Here is a 15,158-nt window from a genome sequence, read left to right as displayed (position 1 = left end):
GGCCGCTTACCCCTGTTCCAGGCGCTTGCGCTCGTTGTCGAGATGGAAGGCGCCCTCCACCACGACACGATCGCCCGCCTTGATACCGCCCAGCACCACGCGCATGCCGTCGCTTTCGGAACCGAGCTTCACGCGGGTCAGCCGATACTGGCCCGGCGCGGTTTCAACGTAGACCTGCTCGTCGTTGCCGTCGCGCACCACGGCCGCGCCCGGCACCACCAGCGTATCGACGGGCTTGCCCGCAATCAGCATGGTGGCCAGCATGGCCGGCTTCAGACGCCCTTCCTTGTTCTCGAGTTCGGTGCGGACCAGCACGGTGCGCGACTGCGGATTGACGGTGCGTCCCACGTAAATCAGCCGGCCCGTGATGCGGCCATTGGCGTTGGCCAGCGACGGCACCTCGATATCGACGCTCTGCCCTTCGGCCACCTGTGCGGCCTGCTGCTCGGGCACTTCGGCCACCACCCACACGCGCGACAGATCGGCGACGGTATAAAGCGCATCGGCCGGCTGCACCACCTGGCCCTGCGCGACGTTGCGCTCCACCACAGTGCCGCTGATGCTGGAAAACACCGGCGAATACGAATCGATGCTGCCGTTCTTTGCCAGCGCGGAAACGGCCGCGGTCGACATGCCCAGCACGCGCAGTTGATCACGATAGGCGCGCATTTCCGCGGCAGCGATCGCGTATTCGCTCTGACGGCGCTGCAGCTCGGCGCGGCCGATCACGTCGGCGGCAAACAACTGGCGCGCGCGCTCGGCATTGCGCGCTTGCAGATCGTTCTGCGCCTCGGCCTTCAGGAACGCCATCTGGGCGGCGCCCAGTTCGCTGCTGTGCAGGCGCGCCAGCACCTGACCGGCCTTGACTTCCTGGCCGAGGATTGCGTAGAGGTCCGTGACCCGGCCGGTCACGCTCGCGCCGATGCGCGACACGCGCTGTTCATCGAAATCAATACGGCCCGACACGCGCAGCATCTCGCTGAACGCGGACGTGGCAACCGGCGCCACCTTCAGCGTCTTCTGCAGGTTGTCGGCGGGCTTGACGATGCCCGGCGGCAGCTTCGGGGTCTCGGCCGCCGGTTCGGGATCTTTGGAGCAGCCGGCCAGCGACATCGCCAGCACGACAGCCGCTGCAATGGAAAGCAGGGAATGGGAGGGACGCATGTTCAGTTCGTATTCGGTGTGACGGACATGGACGGCGCAGCGGCGGCATGGGCGCCCGGCGTGGCCGACATGAGCTTTTCAATCTGGATCGCGGCGATCTGCAGTTCGTACTGCGCGTTGATCAATTCGCTTCGCGCGTTACGCAGCACGCGCTGGGCGTCGAGATAGTCGAGAATGCCGCGCTCGCCAAAACGGTAGGCGGCTTCGGCCACGCCCAGCGCCGATTCGGCCTCGCGTACGATGCCCGATTCCAGCGCGGTGACCTGCGCCTGCGTGATCTCGTATTGCTGATAGGCGCTTTCGAGCTCCTGCGACAGTTCGAACTCGCGCGCTTCCAGCGCGGTGCGCGCCTGAGTGGCCTGCGCCGTGGCCTCGCCTACGGGGCCGCTGCGACGGTCCCACAGCGGGATCGTCATGATCAGGCCGATCTGCGAGACATTGTTGTCGGGCTGGCGATCGGTGCTGGCGCGCAGCGACACTTCCGGCCAACGCAGCGAGCGCTGGTAATCGACTCCGAGCCGCGCGCGTTCCAGTTCGCTGCGGCGCTGGTTCAGTTCGGCATTGTTGGCCTGCATCGCGTCGCGCAACACGGCCAGCGTCGGCACGTCTGGTGTGCCCGCCAGGCTGCCGCCCAGCGCAAAGCTCGCGGGCATGGCGCCGCCAACCTGCTGGCGCAGCGCGGCCTTGGCCTGTTCAACGCGCAGCTCCGCGGTCTGCAGCGTTTTCTGCGCGGCCAGCAGTTCAGTTTCGGCCTTGATCAGTTCGTAGCGCGGCGCTTCGCCCACGTCCACACGCACCTTGGCGCGGCCCTGAATCTGGCGCGTCAGTTGCAGATCATCGCGCGCGGCGGCCAGTTCGGTTTCACGGCGCAACACCTGGAAGTACGCGGTCTTCACGCGCGCGGCCAGTTCAGCGCGGAAACTCTTCCGCAGCGCCTCGGAGGCGTCGAGTCCGCGGCCCGCCATCTCCGCGCGCAGTTGGCGCTGGTTCGGATAGTCGAACTTCTGGACGAAGGCGTACGACGGCGCATTGCCACTGGCCACGCCCGGCTGCTTGCCGGACAGGCGCCCATACATCACCTCCACCTGCGGGTTCGGATAGGCGCGCGCGCTGTTGATGGCGGCGCTGGCGGCGTCCACATTGGCCTGCGCGGCCTGTGCGCCCTTGTTGGTCGATTGCGCAAGCTCCAGCAACTGGGGCAAGTCGAAAGTCTCGGCCGCGGGCTTGCTGACCCGTGGCATGGCTTTGGCGGCGTATTGCATGGCAGGCGGCGCCGAAGCACCGGCCTGCACGGCGGGCACGGATGCGCCGGGCGGCACGGGCTGCGCGGCCCAGGCCGTCGCTGTCACGAGCGACAGCGACGCGACCCAAGTCAACGTATGGTTGGTCTTCATGTCAGAAAAAATCGAGCGGTACGGCTGTCCCCAGCGCACGCCCGCCACCAATGGATGCGCCCGGCGAGAGGCCGGTGCGGCAGCGAATGGGGCCGCCGCGGCACAAGGCGTGTCGCAGCGGATATCAGGGGCGCAAGGACAAGGAAGGCGCGCAGGCAGGGCCGATCAGCCCGGTCGCGGCCAGGAGGTGTCAGGCGAGGAGATTGGGCGGTCTGAACACGCCTTCGGATTCGAACAGCGTGCGTGCCTTGGGCACATGGACGGCGCTGTCGCGCGATTCAGCCAGTTGCAGCTGCGGCACGACGATCAGGGCGCTGCTTTCGTCCACCGCGTCGAACAGGTCGAGCGGGTCGAGCAGATCGGCCGACCAGATATTGCAGTAGCCCGGCGGGGGTCCGTCGTCGATCTGGTCGTCCGGACCGTCTTCGGGATCGCCGCGCAGCACCAGTTCCGCGAGGTCGTCCCCGGCGGCCAACATGGCGTAGTCAGGCTCCGCAGCGGGCGCCACCACCGGCACTTTCGGCGCAGCCGCGCGCGCGTTCGCCGCTGCCTGGAAGGACAGCGCGGACAGGCACAGGGCAGTCAGCAGAAAGAGAACAAAACGCATGGGGCGGGGATGGCAGCACTTGGGTGGAGATCGAGCGGTCTTCCCGCGGGTGTTAAGACCGGGGATTTGCTGCAGGACAGCATTGTAACCGAACGCAACATTGACTCGGGAAAGTACGACTAGTTCCTTCCCGGGAAATCGAACACCGGCCGCGAGCCCTGCAGATATCCCACTGCATCGCTTCGATGCTGGCGTGGCGACACCTGCCGGGGAGTCGCATTTCCAAGGCACCCAAGCGCCCGGCGGCACACATCGACGGTGCACGGCATGCCCAGCTTCGGCGCGTCGCACCATTGCAGAAGCCCGCGCCACCGGGGTAGCCGAGCCGGCTGCGCGCCCGCCTCCATCCGCCGAAACCGTTGCGCCAAGCCATATCGCAGATCGCCACGCCTATCCGGGTTTCCACTGGCATCGATCTTGCTAGATCTCCTCACAAAGATATCCTAAATATATTTACAGGATATTTACTATGCGAGGCGAAACGGCTTGTATGCCGGTCGCCCCCATTCACTCGAGGAGTTTTCATGCGCAATCCCCGCTGGACTGGCATCTTCCCGGCAGTCACCACCAAATTCCACGCCGACGAGCGCATCGACGCCGAGGGCACCATAAAGCACATCGATTTTCAGATCCGCAACGGCATCCACGGTCTGGTGACATGCGGGTCGCTGGGCGAGGCGAGCACGCTGTCGCTGGACGAGAAACTCGACGTGGCCCGCATCGCGCTGGAAGCCGCCGACGGCCGCATCCCCGTGCTGGCCAATGTTTCGGAAACCAGCACGCGCGACGCGCTGCGCTATATCGACGGCGCCAACAAGCTGGGCGTAGCCGGCTTCATGGTGATGCCATCGGTGATCTACGTCGCCGACGCGCGCGAGGCGATGCAGAACGTGCGCGCCATGGCCAATGCCGCCCAGAAGCCGATGATGGTCTACAACAATCCCGTCGCGTACCGCGTCGATCTCAAGCCCGAGCATATGGCCGAGCTGGGGGACTGCGAATGGCTCGCGGCCATCAAGGAAAGCACCGGCGATATCCGCCGCGTCACCGACCTGCGCAATACCGTGGGCGATCGCTACCAGATCTTCATGGGCGTCGACGATCTGGCCTACGAAGGGCTCGCGCTCGGTTGCGATGGTCTGCTCGCCGGCGTCGGCTGCGCGTTCCCGCGCGAGACCGTGGCGCTGTTCGACCTGATGAAGGCCGGACAGTTTGCCGAGGCGCTCAAGCTCTACCAGTGGATGACGCCGATGCTGCATCTCGACGTGTCGAACAAGCTGGTGCAGAACCTGAAGCTGATCGACGCCATCGTCGGCGTGGGCACCGAACACATGCGCCGCCCACGCCTGCCGCTGGTGGGCGACGAACGCGCCTTCGTCGAAAAGGTCGTGCGCCAGGCGCTGGCCACGCGTCCGGCGCAATACCAGTCGGTGGCCTGAGCCGCTCGCACGGGCGGCGCGCGCAAGGCCCATCGCGCCGCCCGCATGCGCGCGCATCGCGCGCGTGGCATCCAACTTGCTCGCGCCCCGGGTCCGACCGAAATCCCCCGAACAGGAGTCCTTCAGCAATGTCCGACCTTTCCTCCCCCGCCGTGGCCAATGCCTACGGCAGCCCGCGCGTTGCGCGGCCGGTGCGCTGGGTGCTCCGCCTTTCGGACGCCGTGCTGGCCGTCGAGCGGCATCTGCTTGGCGGCCTGATGACGCTGCTGGTGTTGCTGATCCTGCTGAACGTGGTCACGCGCTATGCCGGCCTGCCGCTGTACTGGGTGGACGAGGCGTCGGTGTATTCGGTGGTCTGGCTGACTTTTGTCGGCGCATCGATCATGACCCGGCTGCGCCTGGACTTTGCCGTCGGCCTGCTGACCGAACAGCTGGGCGCGCGTGCTTCGCGGGCGGCGAAGGTGGTGGCCACCGCCGGCGTGCTGGTGTTCGGCCTCGCGATGATCGCGATGTGCTGGCTCTGGATGGATCCGGTGGGCATCGCACGCTACCACTTCGACGCCAGGGAATACGCGGCCGAGACCTTCAACTTCCTGTACACCGAGCGCACGCAAACGCTCGAATGGCCGATGTGGGCGCTGCAGATGATCATCCCGCTGTTCTCGCTGAGCCTGAGCCTGCATGCGCTGGCCAATCTGCTGGAAGACCTGAACCTGGCGCCGCGGCGCACGTTCGCCGAATTCCAGGTAGGCAACTCCGAGACGGTGAACTGACATGGTGACCACGTTCTTCTTCTGCGCCGTGATGCTGGTGGGCGTGCCGATCGGCATCTGCCTGTGCCTGTCCGGCCTGGCGTTCATCTTCAGCACCGGCGACACCGTATTGCTGCAGTCGTTTCCCTCGCAGATGTTTGCCGGCGTGGACAGCTACGGGCTGATCGCCATCCCGCTGTTCATCCTGATCGGCGAGATCATGAACAGCGGCGGCATCACGCGGCGGCTGGTCGATCTGTCGATGGCGTTCGTCGGATCGATCAAGGGCGGACTCGCGTACGTCAACATCCTTGCCAACATGCTGGTGTCGTCGATCATCGGATCGGCCACCGCGCAAGTGGCCATCATGTCGCAGGTGATGGTGCCCGAGATGGAAAAGCAGGGTTACGACAAGACCTTTGCCGCGGGGCTCACCGTCTACGGCGGCATGTTGGGGCCGATCATTCCCCCGTCGGTGATGTTCGTGGTCTACAGCGTGCTGGCGCAGGTGGCGGTGGGCGACATGCTGATCGCAGGCATCCTGCCCGGCGTGCTGCTGACGCTGCTGTTCTTCGTCATCATCGCCGTCATGGGGCTGTTCTACAACTATCCGCGCAGCGCGCGCAGGTCGTTGCGCGAGCGCGTGGCTACCGTGCTGCAGGCAAGCCCCACGCTGCTGATCCCGATCGTCATCGTCGGCTCGATCCTGGCCGGGCTTGCCAATCCCACCGAGGCGGCGGCGGTTGGCGCGCTGGCCGCGGCGCTGGTGGGCCGCTACGTCACGCGCGAATTCGATCTGCGCACGCTGCCGGCCATTCTGCTGCGCTCGGCGATCTACTCGGCCATCGTGCTGTTTCTGGTGGCCGCCGCCGCGGTGTTTTCGTGGCTGCTGATCTACGGAAAGATCCCGCAGATGGTGGCTGCCTGGATCCAGACCGTGGCGCACAGCCCGATTGCATTCCTGCTGCTGGCCAACGTGATCCTGCTGATCATCGGCACCGTGATCGACGGCATTCCGGGACTGATCATGACGGTGCCGATCCTGCTGCCGGTGGCCACCGAGGTCTATCACATCGATCCGCGCCATTTTGGCGTGGTCATCGTGATCAATCTCGTGCTGGGCCTGATGTCGCCGCCCGTCGGCCTGAGCTTCTTCGTCGCCTCGGCCGTCACGGGCGCCAAGCCCGGAAAGATGTTCATGGTCACACTGCCGTTCTTTGTGATCAGTTGCGTGGCACTGGTGCTGCTTTCGCTATTTCCCAGCCTGTCCATCGGACTGCTGAATTGAGCGCGCGCCGCCGATCCGTTCCGCCCACCCGTCATCCCGATTGTTCCCAACGTCGTTCACCCCGAAAGCCAGGAGAGAAGCGCCATGTCACTGATTACCCGCCGCCATTTCATCAAGTCCACCGCACTGGCCGGCATTGCCGCGCCGCTGGTCATCACCTCGCGCACCCATGCGGCCACGACCAAGGAATTTCGCCTGGGCTTGATTACCCCGGCGGGCCATTCGTGGAACCGTGCGGCGGTGGCGTTCGGCGAATCGCTGAAGAAGGAAACCGATGGCCGCCTGAGCGTGACGGTGTTCCATTCCGGCCAACTCGGCAACGAATCCGCAATGATGCAGCAACTGCAATCCGGCGCGCTCGACATGGGATGGATCCAGGCCGCGGAACTGGGCTCGCGCGTGTCCAGCGTGGCGGCCATCAACGCGCCGTACCTGGTGCGATCCACCGCCAGCGTGGCAAAGCTGGTGCGCACGCCTACCGCGCTGAAGCTGCTCGATGCGTTGCCGCGCGAGACCGGCACCATCGGCCTGGGCTGGGGCATCACCGGCATGCGCGTGGTACTTGCCACGCGCGACATCAACTCGCCAGACGATCTCAAGGGCATGAAGCTGCGGATCAACCCGACGCCCGTCTATCGCGATTTCTATTCGATGCTGGGCGCGGCGCCGACACCGATCCCCACGCCGGCCGTGTTCGACGCCATGACCAATGGCCAGGTCGATGGACTCGAGGCCGATATCGAACTGTCCTGGAACCAGCGCTACGACAAAATCGCCAAGTCGCTGCTGCCAATGAACGCGCTGTTCATGCCATTCGCGCCGCTGGTGTCGGGACGCATCTGGGCTGGCCTGGACGCCAAGGACAAGGAACTGATCCGCGCGCAGGTCAATCAGGCGCTGGTGGCGCAGATCAACGACATCGTAACCACCGAAGCCGGCCTGATCGACAAGCTCAAGCAGTCGTCCGTGCATTTCAAGAGCATGTCCGGCTACGACCCGCAGCCCGTGATCCGCAAGTTCGACGAGATGTGGGTGGCCAAGGCGCCGGCGATTCCGGAGCTGCGCAGGATCGGCGCCGCGGTCTGAGGCCCAGCCGTCCGGCCATGCGGCACCCCGCCGCTGCGGCATAATGTCCGGCACCGTCGCCCGGGTGCCGGATCGGACGGCATTCGCACTGCGGGCGCACGCCCCCGGCCCGTTGCCGCGGCGCCGGGCGTTGCTGCCTACACCTTCGAGATGACAACCCAGACCAAGACCCAGAGCACGCCCGGCCAGGGCAAGCGGCGCGCCGCCGATGTGGCCTACGACAAGATCGAGACGATGATCTCCAAGCTGGAGATCGCACCAGGAAGTCCCGTGGTCGAGGCCGAGCTTGCGGAATTGACCGGGCTTGGCCGCACGCCCGTGCGCGAAGCGCTGATGCGCATGGTGTCGATCGGCCTGATCGTCCAGCAACCGCGACGCGGGCTCATGGTGTCCACCATCGACGTCATGGATCACCTGGACGTGATCGCCACGCGGCGTGTACTGGAACGCCTGATCGCCACCACTGCCGCGCGGCGTGCCACCGACGCCCAGCGCAAGGCGCTGCTTGCATGCGCGCAGAAGATGGTGAAGGCCGCGCAGCGCGGCAATCTCGACGAATACATGGAGGCCGACCAGGCGCTCGACCATGTCAACCACGCCGCCTGCCGCAACCGTTCCGCCGTCAAGGCAGTGGTTCCGTTGATCGTGCAGTGCCGGCGCTTCTGGTATGCCTATCAGCACGAAGGTGAAATAGCCGAAGGCGCGCAAGCCCATCACGCCATGGCCGAAGCCATCGCCAGCGGCAACGAAACCCAAGCCGCCGATGGCGCGCAGGCGCTGATGGACTATCTTGAACGCTTTGCGCGCCGCGTAATTGATGCGTGATTGATGTTGCGATTGATGCGGGATTGACGCAATGCAGGCCGCCGCATTGCGTTGCGTGGCATGTCCACGATTCGGCAACATAAGTTTACTCGCCAGCGCTCAAAACACTCCTTAGACTCGAAGCCATCGACTCGAAAGAAAGGAGGAAAAAAGTGGGCTGGTTTCTTGTCACCATCGCTCTGCCGGTGCTGGCGCCGCTTCTCTCGCTGCTGTGCATGCGAGCCTTCCCGCTTTCCCTCCCCGCCTCCCGCCTCGCATTAGTGAACGCCTTCAAGGACGGGCAACTATGCTGGCCTTCGATGGGCTTCTGCGTATCGGGGCTTTACGAACTGACAGGCAGCACCGCCGCGTTTCTGGCGGACGCGCCGGGCCACCAGTACATGGGCGCAGCACTGATCGTCGTCCTGGTGCTGGCCAGCCTGTTCTCGTCATGCGGGATCGTCTTCACGACACCGCGCAAGCGTCCCGCCGGCGTGACCTGGCTCAGCCATTTCCGGGTACTTGCAACCTCGGTGGTGCTGGTCGCCGTGTCGGCATTCGTCTTCACGATCATTCACCTCAACCTCTCGATCTGACAGGAGGATTCATGCACTCACTCGTCAAGTGGTTTCGCTATCGCTGCAGCACGCCCGACCGCTACATCTCCACGCTTTGCGCCCTGGCATGCGTCGGCGTGGCGTACTGCATCGTCGTCATCGTGGCCGCGCTCTATGTGCACCGGGACCGCATCTTCTGAGCGGCCCCGGCGCAGGCATCGCGCAAACATCAACCATTGGTCCAGCCTATGCAATACATAGCAAGCCGGTCTTGGACGCTATAGCAGAAAAGGCGGATCATCGCGGTCAAAGGTTTCCCCCACCCACCGGAGTCTTCGATGAAGTCCGCCTTGCTCGCCCTGTGTGGCGCAGCCTCCCTGCTTGCCTCGCTGTCCGCCGTTGCCGGCCCTGACTTTGCCGTCATCGAGCGCGCGCGCGACAATGCCCATCAACGCCAGCACGCCAAATCCGTCGAGTGCGGCGCCACAAACGGCGCCCCCGCGGGCGGTGCGGCCAACGACGCGGCCAAAGGGGCCAGCGCCCCGCGCGCCGCGCTGGCGCCGATTCATACCAGCTGAAGTACTCGCAACCGCGGACATACGACGGCTTTGCGCCTTGCGGCCGGACCGCAACGCATGCCTGACCGATCCTGCTTTGGCTTTGGCTCTGGCTTTGGCTTTGGCTTTGGCCCCGACCTCGTTCCGCCTGCGGTGCTGCTAAGTCGGACGCCTCCGATCCGGCGGCGCCAGAATCGCCGACATCAGAAATCCTAAGGGCAGAGACGAAAACATTCACTTCGTCCAAGGTCCTCAATCAGGGAAGATGCCGGATCCGAATCGAAACCAGGGGTCAGTGCGCAATGTCCGCAAGCGGCGCATCCGGCGGCAGCTTGCGCCGCCTTTGCATTCGAAGACCGTTGGCCGGCCTGGGTCTGGCCGTCGCCCTGGCACTGCCGCTCTGCGCGCATGCCTGGACGGCCGGCAATGGCGGCGGCGCTGCAGCGGCGGTTGCCACACCTGACACGCAGTCAGGCCCGTATCGCGGCATCGTCGGGCCGGTCGGCACGCCCGATCCGGCCCCGGCGGAGCCCGCGCAATGGGATCGCGCGCTGCCATTCTTCGCGCAGCGCGTGATCGACAAGGGCTACAGCCTGCCCAATCCGTACGATATCGGCTATTCCTATTTCAACGGCAATCAGCGATATCAGCTCGATCACCTGCAGATTTCGGCCGGCGCCAATCCGCTGCGCGCGGCGGATTTCGTGCAGTTCCAGCAGTCGCGCATCCACAACGTGTCGAATCAGGTGCAGGTTGGCGCGTGGCTGTTTCCATTCATGAACGTTTATGGCATCTTCGGCAACGTCCAGGGCAGCGGCTCCATCGATATCAACTTCTCGTCGCTGACCGATCTCGAACGATTCTTCGGCATCAATATCGGCTGCGGCGGTCGCCGGCCCGGCCCGAATTGCAGCAAGCCGATCAAGCTGCCGACGCAGCACGCCAACTATAGCGGCCACACCTATGGCGGCGGCTTCACGCTGGTGGGCACCTACAAGCAATTGTTCTTCTCGCTGCCGGTGACATACACCGTCTCGGACATTTCCATGTCCGAGACGCCGGTCAAGTCGATCAACATCGGTCCGCGCGTGGGATGGAATTTCCGGCTGGGCCACGGCCTGGGATTGCTCACGCCCTACATCGGCGCCACCTATTTTCGTACGCGCGCTACCATCACCGGGCACTTCGATGTCCCCGTGCCCGATTCAGGCGGCCAGACCGCGCGCCTGAACTACCAGATCGGCGAAAGCGTGGCCGGCAACTGGAGCGGATCGTTCGGGGCCAGCTGGGCCATCAACCGCAGCCTGGGGCTGTTGCTGGAAATCGGCTACGGCTATAACCGCAGCAATATCATCGCCACCGGATTCTTCCGATTCTGACGATCATGCGCACCACCATCGTCGCCTGGCTCTCGCTGTCGGTCTGTGCGGCGTCCGCGGCGGCGCAGACCGCGCAATCGCCGCAGACCGCCTCAGCCGAACACACGAGCTGGATCGACAGAGTCCTGAACAAGCTTGGCGCGTCCAAGGAAGTGGATCTGAGCCACGGCATCGATTGGGGCGTGCTGCCGGGCCCGTTCTATAACCCCGAGATGGGCCTCGGCGTCGGCGCTGCCGCCATCGGTCTCTACAAACCCGGCAACGCGGAAAAGGACACGCAGCTGTCGACGGTGACCATCCACGGATTTCTGACCACCACGGGCGCAGTGGGCATCGGCGTCGACAACAACACGTTCTTTGCCGACGACAGCTACCGCTTTGTCTTCTCTGGCGGGCTGGTGAACATGCCGACGTCCTACTGGGGCATTGGCTACGACAAGGCCATCGACAACGCCAACAAGGAAGGCTACACGCGGCGCGGCGTGGTAGTGCAGCCACGCGTGATGGTGCGCGTACGGCCCAATGTCTACATCGGCGGCGGCTACGATTTCGAGTACGACAATGCGGCGCAACTGGACCGCGGCAGCAGCAGCGCGCTGGCCACCGATCCGCATGGCACGCGGGTTCTCAGCAGCGGCCTGACGGCGCATTTTTCCTACGACACGCGCGACTTCCTGCCCAATCCCTACAAGGGGCAGGCGCTGCTGCTCAACGGCACCGTTTACCGTCGCGCAATCGGCAGCGACACCGATTTCGAATCGCTCGACATCACCTACGACACGTATTTCCGCATGCGCGAACGCGACGTACTGGCGTTCGACATCTATGGCAAATTCAATTGGGGCGATGTGCCGTGGAGCATGATGTCCAAGCTGGGCGACGGGCGACACATGCGCGGCTATTTCATGGGACAGTATCGCGACAAGGCGATGCTGACCGCGCAGGTGGAATACCGCTGGCATATCGCGGGTCGCCAGGGCATGGTGTTCTGGTTGGGAACGGGCGCGATCGCCGGCAATCCGGGCGCCTTGACGTCGGCGCATTGGCTGCCGAACGCGGGCGTGGGATATCGCTTCGAATTCAAGCCGCGCGTTAATGTGCGGTTCGACGTCGGCGTTGGCAGCAACACCAAAGGCGTCTACTTTCAGATCAACGAGGCGTTCTGACTCTACGGCGATAAAAAAGGCGTCGCGGGCCTGTCACCCGCGACGCCCTGCGCTACAGCGCGGCGATTACTTGCCCAGCTTGACGCTGGTAAGGTCGGCGGTCAGGTAGCCCACCGAAGCGCCGAGACCGTTCTTGTAGTTGGCAAACACCAGCGGCTCCACCACGGCCTTGACCTGCGCCTTGATACCGTCGCCGGGGTGCTGGAAATTGCTCATGATGTATGTCCAGCCATTGATCTCGTCTACGGCGTGCAGGCCCGTCGACTCCCCGCCAGCCGGCACCGACATCAGTCGCGACAGCTTCTTCGTGTCGACGTTGTACGCCCACAGGAAGTTGTTGGTGTGACGGCTGCTGTCTTCGCCGATGAACAGCGTGCGCAGCTTTTCCGAGAACTTGAGGTTGTCCGGATTGCCGATGATTTCCGGATCGGACGTGTTGCCCAGCGCGTCGGCGGCGATGTCCTTGCCAAGGAGCAGCCCCTGGGTGTGCACCGGCATCCATTCGCTGTTGATCGCCGCGCCGCTGGTGTCCTTCTGACCGCCGGCCAGCTTGTGCTGCAGCACGCCGCCCGAGTTGATGGCCGCCGGCACGCCGATATTGCTCTGCGCATACCAGCCGCGCGCGGTGTTGTTCGTCACCATCGAATCGACGATATTCTGCAGCGCGGAGTAGGCGACCTTGTCCTTGATGTTGACCGTGGTGCCTTCCATCTTGGTGAAGCCCATGCTCCCGCCCATCAACGCGGCGTAGCGGTGGGTCTCCAGGAACGCCGCAACCAGTTCCTTGCCGGCCTTGACGCGGATCCACTGCGCGACGCCGCTAAGCATGATCTTGGTGTAGGTCGCGTCGGCCGGATCGGTGGTCGACACATCCATGATGTCGGCAATCGTGTGCGACTTGGCCCAGGCTTCCACCTGCGCGCTGCTGGCGTGACCCAGGCGGATCCACGTCAGGTCGGCGCCGGGCGCGGCCGGATCGACCGAGAAACCCGAACCGACCTTGGCCACGTACAGCGTACCGGCCGACAGGTCCTTTTCCTTGTCGGCCACGAACACGAACAGGCCGCTGTTGGTGGCGTCGTCGCCCATCAGCACGGTACGGTTGTCCGGCATCACCTGCACCAGTTCGTGCGAGATGCGGCCCAGGCAGTAATGCTTCTTGATCGAGCCGGTGCCGTCGGGGTTCACCGTCACTTCGGGCAAGTGGCCATACAGATAGGGATTGAACGGGATCGACGAGGTGCCGTACAGATTCCGCGCGTATTCGATGCACTGGGCGTTGGTGGCCGCCGTGAACGCATCGGGCTCGTACTCTTCGCTCGACAGGTGGGTGTTCCACGGCGACAGGCTCGCGCCGCAGGTGATCCACAGACCGTTGGCGCCCGACGTATCGACGTTGTGGTACTTCACCAGCGAGAGCTTGCCGGTAGCGGGGTCCTGGTCCAGCGTCAGGATCGCGATGGGCGACGGCAGGCGGCCGTACATGTCCTTGACCTTGGCCTGGTCCCACGTGGTGTATTCGAACTGCACCACGGCGAAAACCGTGTTGCCCTTCACGCCCGCCACCTTCGCGCCGTCGATCTTCAACAGCGAGGTGCCATCCGGCGAATCGGAGAAGAACTGGCGATTGCCGCTCACCGACGGGTCGATGATCGGGTTGTTGTTGATGTCGAAATAGCCGCCGGCCAGGATCTGGCCGCCCTTGCCGTCCGGCACCAGGTCGCCGGTCATGAAGAACGGCTGGTAGGCCAGCTTGTAGGTCTGGCTGCTGCCGTCGCTGAGCGTCACCTTGAGGCTCGAACCGACAGTCGTGGTGGCCATGGCGGCCGGATTGCTCAGCGAGGGCGCCGGCATTCCCGTGAATTCGGCCGATGCAAAGGTCGGCGTCGCGCCAGGCGTGGTGACCGGCGTGGATCCGTTGCCGGCCGGCGCGTCATCGCCACCGCCACAGGCTGCCAGCAGTGAAGTCGAGGCCAGGCCGAGCGGCAGCATCGGTGCGCCAGCCAGGAATTTCAGTGCCTTGCGGCGCGAAGCGTCAGGTTTTTCGTACATTTCGATTTCTTCCCGTCATCTAGTTGTCATGGAACGGATCAAGCGAAAGACCCTATCCGTTCGCGGTGTGAGGACGACCGCACAGCGATCAGGCCAGGGCGAATCGTATGAACCGTTTGTGACAACAAGTTGAAGACAAGCGACATCGTGTGTACTTGATCCCCATTTGCAAGACGTCCGCCGCGCGCACCCACCAAAAAAAAACGCCGCAGCCGGGATCCGGCCGCAGCGTATCAATTCGCCGGCGCGCGCGACACCCACTATGTCGCCCGTTGCACCCCATTTCTGGTTCGGCCGGCTTGTCCTTTCATGGCCGAGGAAGACCCGCCACGGAACGCATCCTAAAGCGCTTCAATGACGTTTTTGTGACCGCATGTGCGAACAATGAGACGGGCGATCGACCGCCTCGATGTGTGAAGACTAGCCATTTTGCCGAAACTCAATGACGCAAGTGCGCGCGCCCAGCCCTGGGCGCGAATGTGGCAAAAACCCTACGGCTCGCCCCGTGCGATCCCAAATTATCCTCATCAAAGCGGCCAATTCACGTTTTTCGGGAATATGTCATCTTTAGCCTATTGAAGGGTTCAATCGGCCCGGCTAAGGTTCTGCGCATAATAATTTCCCGGCGATATATGCGTCCCAACCATATATCGCTCGCCCCGATCGGAAACACGATGAGCCATTTCTTCGATGCCATTCTCGCGGGCGCCGCGCGCCCCGCGCCGCCTCCCTTGCCGAACCCATCGGGTTCCGCGCCCAATTCCGCCCTGTTTTGTAGCAACCCGTAGCAATCGTCGCGGCATCCGGGGCAAAACATCTCTGAAAGCCCGGATCAGCGACCCTTCTTTGGGTAATTCCAACCACGGCGTGACGGGGTCAACCGGCGGCGGCCAGCGCTGCCGGGCGCGCCAGG

14 protein-coding genes are annotated in these 15,158 nt (G+C 64.2%); 10 read left to right on the top strand and 4 right to left on the bottom strand.

Annotated elements, in window-relative coordinates:
- Positions 1 to 6: 6 nt before the first annotated feature.
- The 3 genes from F7R19_RS08510 to F7R19_RS08500 all read right to left on the bottom strand — a co-directional run bounded on the left by F7R19_RS08510 (position 7) and on the right by F7R19_RS08500 (position 3,165).
- Positions 7 to 1,164 carry an efflux RND transporter periplasmic adaptor subunit gene (locus F7R19_RS08510; RefSeq protein ID WP_150979968.1) on the bottom strand — a complete coding sequence of 386 codons (1,158 nt, stop codon included), beginning with the start codon at positions 1,162 to 1,164 and terminating at the stop codon, positions 7 to 9.
- 2 nt (positions 1,165 to 1,166) lie between these two features.
- Positions 1,167 to 2,558 carry a TolC family protein gene (locus tag F7R19_RS08505; RefSeq protein ID WP_061957334.1) on the bottom strand — a complete coding sequence of 464 codons (1,392 nt, stop codon included), beginning with the start codon at positions 2,556 to 2,558 and terminating at the stop codon, positions 1,167 to 1,169.
- A gap of 190 nt (positions 2,559 to 2,748) precedes the next feature.
- Positions 2,749 to 3,165, bottom strand: coding sequence for a hypothetical protein (locus F7R19_RS08500; RefSeq protein ID WP_061957312.1), 417 nt, complete (start codon positions 3,163 to 3,165; stop codon positions 2,749 to 2,751).
- Between the two features lie 524 nt (positions 3,166 to 3,689).
- Here F7R19_RS08500 and F7R19_RS08495 point away from each other — a divergent pair.
- The 10 genes from F7R19_RS08495 to F7R19_RS08455 all read left to right on the top strand — a co-directional run bounded on the left by F7R19_RS08495 (position 3,690) and on the right by F7R19_RS08455 (position 12,193).
- Entirely contained in the window at positions 3,690 to 4,604 is a 915-nt protein-coding gene (locus F7R19_RS08495; RefSeq protein WP_150979967.1) for a dihydrodipicolinate synthase family protein, read from the top strand.
- Between the two features lie 128 nt (positions 4,605 to 4,732).
- Positions 4,733 to 5,377 carry a TRAP transporter small permease gene (locus F7R19_RS08490; protein ID WP_150979966.1) on the top strand — a complete coding sequence of 215 codons (645 nt, stop codon included), beginning with the start codon at positions 4,733 to 4,735 and terminating at the stop codon, positions 5,375 to 5,377.
- Between the two features lies 1 nt (position 5,378).
- A complete protein-coding gene (locus tag F7R19_RS08485) occupies positions 5,379 to 6,644 on the top strand; it encodes a TRAP transporter large permease (protein ID WP_061957310.1) in 1,266 nt (421 codons plus the stop codon).
- An 84-nt stretch (positions 6,645 to 6,728) separates the two neighbouring features.
- A complete protein-coding gene (locus tag F7R19_RS08480) occupies positions 6,729 to 7,730 on the top strand; it encodes a TRAP transporter substrate-binding protein (protein WP_150979965.1) in 1,002 nt (333 codons plus the stop codon).
- 150 nt (positions 7,731 to 7,880) lie between these two features.
- Positions 7,881 to 8,555 carry a GntR family transcriptional regulator gene (locus F7R19_RS08475; protein ID WP_150979964.1) on the top strand — a complete coding sequence of 225 codons (675 nt, stop codon included), beginning with the start codon at positions 7,881 to 7,883 and terminating at the stop codon, positions 8,553 to 8,555.
- Between the two features lie 152 nt (positions 8,556 to 8,707).
- A complete protein-coding gene (locus tag F7R19_RS08470) occupies positions 8,708 to 9,130 on the top strand; it encodes a hypothetical protein (RefSeq protein ID WP_150979963.1) in 423 nt (140 codons plus the stop codon).
- Between the two features lie 11 nt (positions 9,131 to 9,141).
- Positions 9,142 to 9,291, top strand: a complete 150-nt coding sequence (locus tag F7R19_RS29710) for a hypothetical protein (protein WP_157779520.1) — start codon at positions 9,142 to 9,144, stop codon at positions 9,289 to 9,291.
- A 138-nt stretch (positions 9,292 to 9,429) separates the two neighbouring features.
- Positions 9,430 to 9,669, top strand: a complete 240-nt coding sequence (locus F7R19_RS08465; RefSeq protein WP_061957305.1) for a hypothetical protein — start codon at positions 9,430 to 9,432, stop codon at positions 9,667 to 9,669.
- Between the two features lie 338 nt (positions 9,670 to 10,007).
- Positions 10,008 to 11,027: a hypothetical protein gene (locus F7R19_RS08460; protein WP_223506065.1), complete on the top strand. Its 1,020-nt coding sequence runs from the start codon at positions 10,008 to 10,010 to the stop codon at positions 11,025 to 11,027.
- Between the two features lie 5 nt (positions 11,028 to 11,032).
- Positions 11,033 to 12,193, top strand: coding sequence for a BamA/TamA family outer membrane protein (locus F7R19_RS08455; protein ID WP_061957303.1), 1,161 nt, complete (start codon positions 11,033 to 11,035; stop codon positions 12,191 to 12,193).
- Positions 12,194 to 12,259: 66 nt separating this feature from the next.
- Here F7R19_RS08455 and F7R19_RS08450 read toward each other — a convergent pair whose 3' ends face one another.
- Positions 12,260 to 14,245: a PhoX family protein gene (locus F7R19_RS08450; RefSeq protein ID WP_150979962.1), complete on the bottom strand. Its 1,986-nt coding sequence runs from the start codon at positions 14,243 to 14,245 to the stop codon at positions 12,260 to 12,262.
- Positions 14,246 to 15,158 lie beyond the last annotated feature (913 nt).

This window comes from Cupriavidus pauculus (assembly GCF_008801835.1).
In the GTDB taxonomy this organism is placed as follows: Bacteria; Pseudomonadota; Gammaproteobacteria; order Burkholderiales; family Burkholderiaceae; genus Cupriavidus; species Cupriavidus pauculus.
This window is presented reverse-complemented; position numbering and strand designations above follow the sequence as displayed.

Excerpts from the sequence above, each read along its gene's own strand:
- F7R19_RS08510 (WP_150979968.1), bottom strand. The coding sequence starts at position 1,164 with ATGCGTCCCTCCCATTCCCTGCTTTCCATTGCAGCGGCTGTCGTGCTG.
- F7R19_RS08505 (WP_061957334.1), bottom strand. The coding sequence starts at position 2,558 with ATGAAGACCAACCATACGTTGACTTGGGTCGCGTCGCTGTCGCTCGTG.
- F7R19_RS08500 (WP_061957312.1), bottom strand. The coding sequence starts at position 3,165 with ATGCGTTTTGTTCTCTTTCTGCTGACTGCCCTGTGCCTGTCCGCGCTG.
- F7R19_RS08495 (WP_150979967.1), top strand. The coding sequence starts at position 3,690 with ATGCGCAATCCCCGCTGGACTGGCATCTTCCCGGCAGTCACCACCAAA.
- F7R19_RS08490 (WP_150979966.1), top strand. The coding sequence starts at position 4,733 with ATGTCCGACCTTTCCTCCCCCGCCGTGGCCAATGCCTACGGCAGCCCG.
- F7R19_RS08485 (WP_061957310.1), top strand. The coding sequence starts at position 5,379 with ATGGTGACCACGTTCTTCTTCTGCGCCGTGATGCTGGTGGGCGTGCCG.
- F7R19_RS08480 (WP_150979965.1), top strand. The coding sequence starts at position 6,729 with ATGTCACTGATTACCCGCCGCCATTTCATCAAGTCCACCGCACTGGCC.
- F7R19_RS08475 (WP_150979964.1), top strand. The coding sequence starts at position 7,881 with ATGACAACCCAGACCAAGACCCAGAGCACGCCCGGCCAGGGCAAGCGG.
- F7R19_RS29710 (WP_157779520.1), top strand. The coding sequence starts at position 9,142 with ATGCACTCACTCGTCAAGTGGTTTCGCTATCGCTGCAGCACGCCCGAC.
- F7R19_RS08465 (WP_061957305.1), top strand. The coding sequence starts at position 9,430 with ATGAAGTCCGCCTTGCTCGCCCTGTGTGGCGCAGCCTCCCTGCTTGCC.
- F7R19_RS08455 (WP_061957303.1), top strand. The coding sequence starts at position 11,033 with ATGCGCACCACCATCGTCGCCTGGCTCTCGCTGTCGGTCTGTGCGGCG.
- F7R19_RS08450 (WP_150979962.1), bottom strand. The coding sequence starts at position 14,245 with ATGTACGAAAAACCTGACGCTTCGCGCCGCAAGGCACTGAAATTCCTG.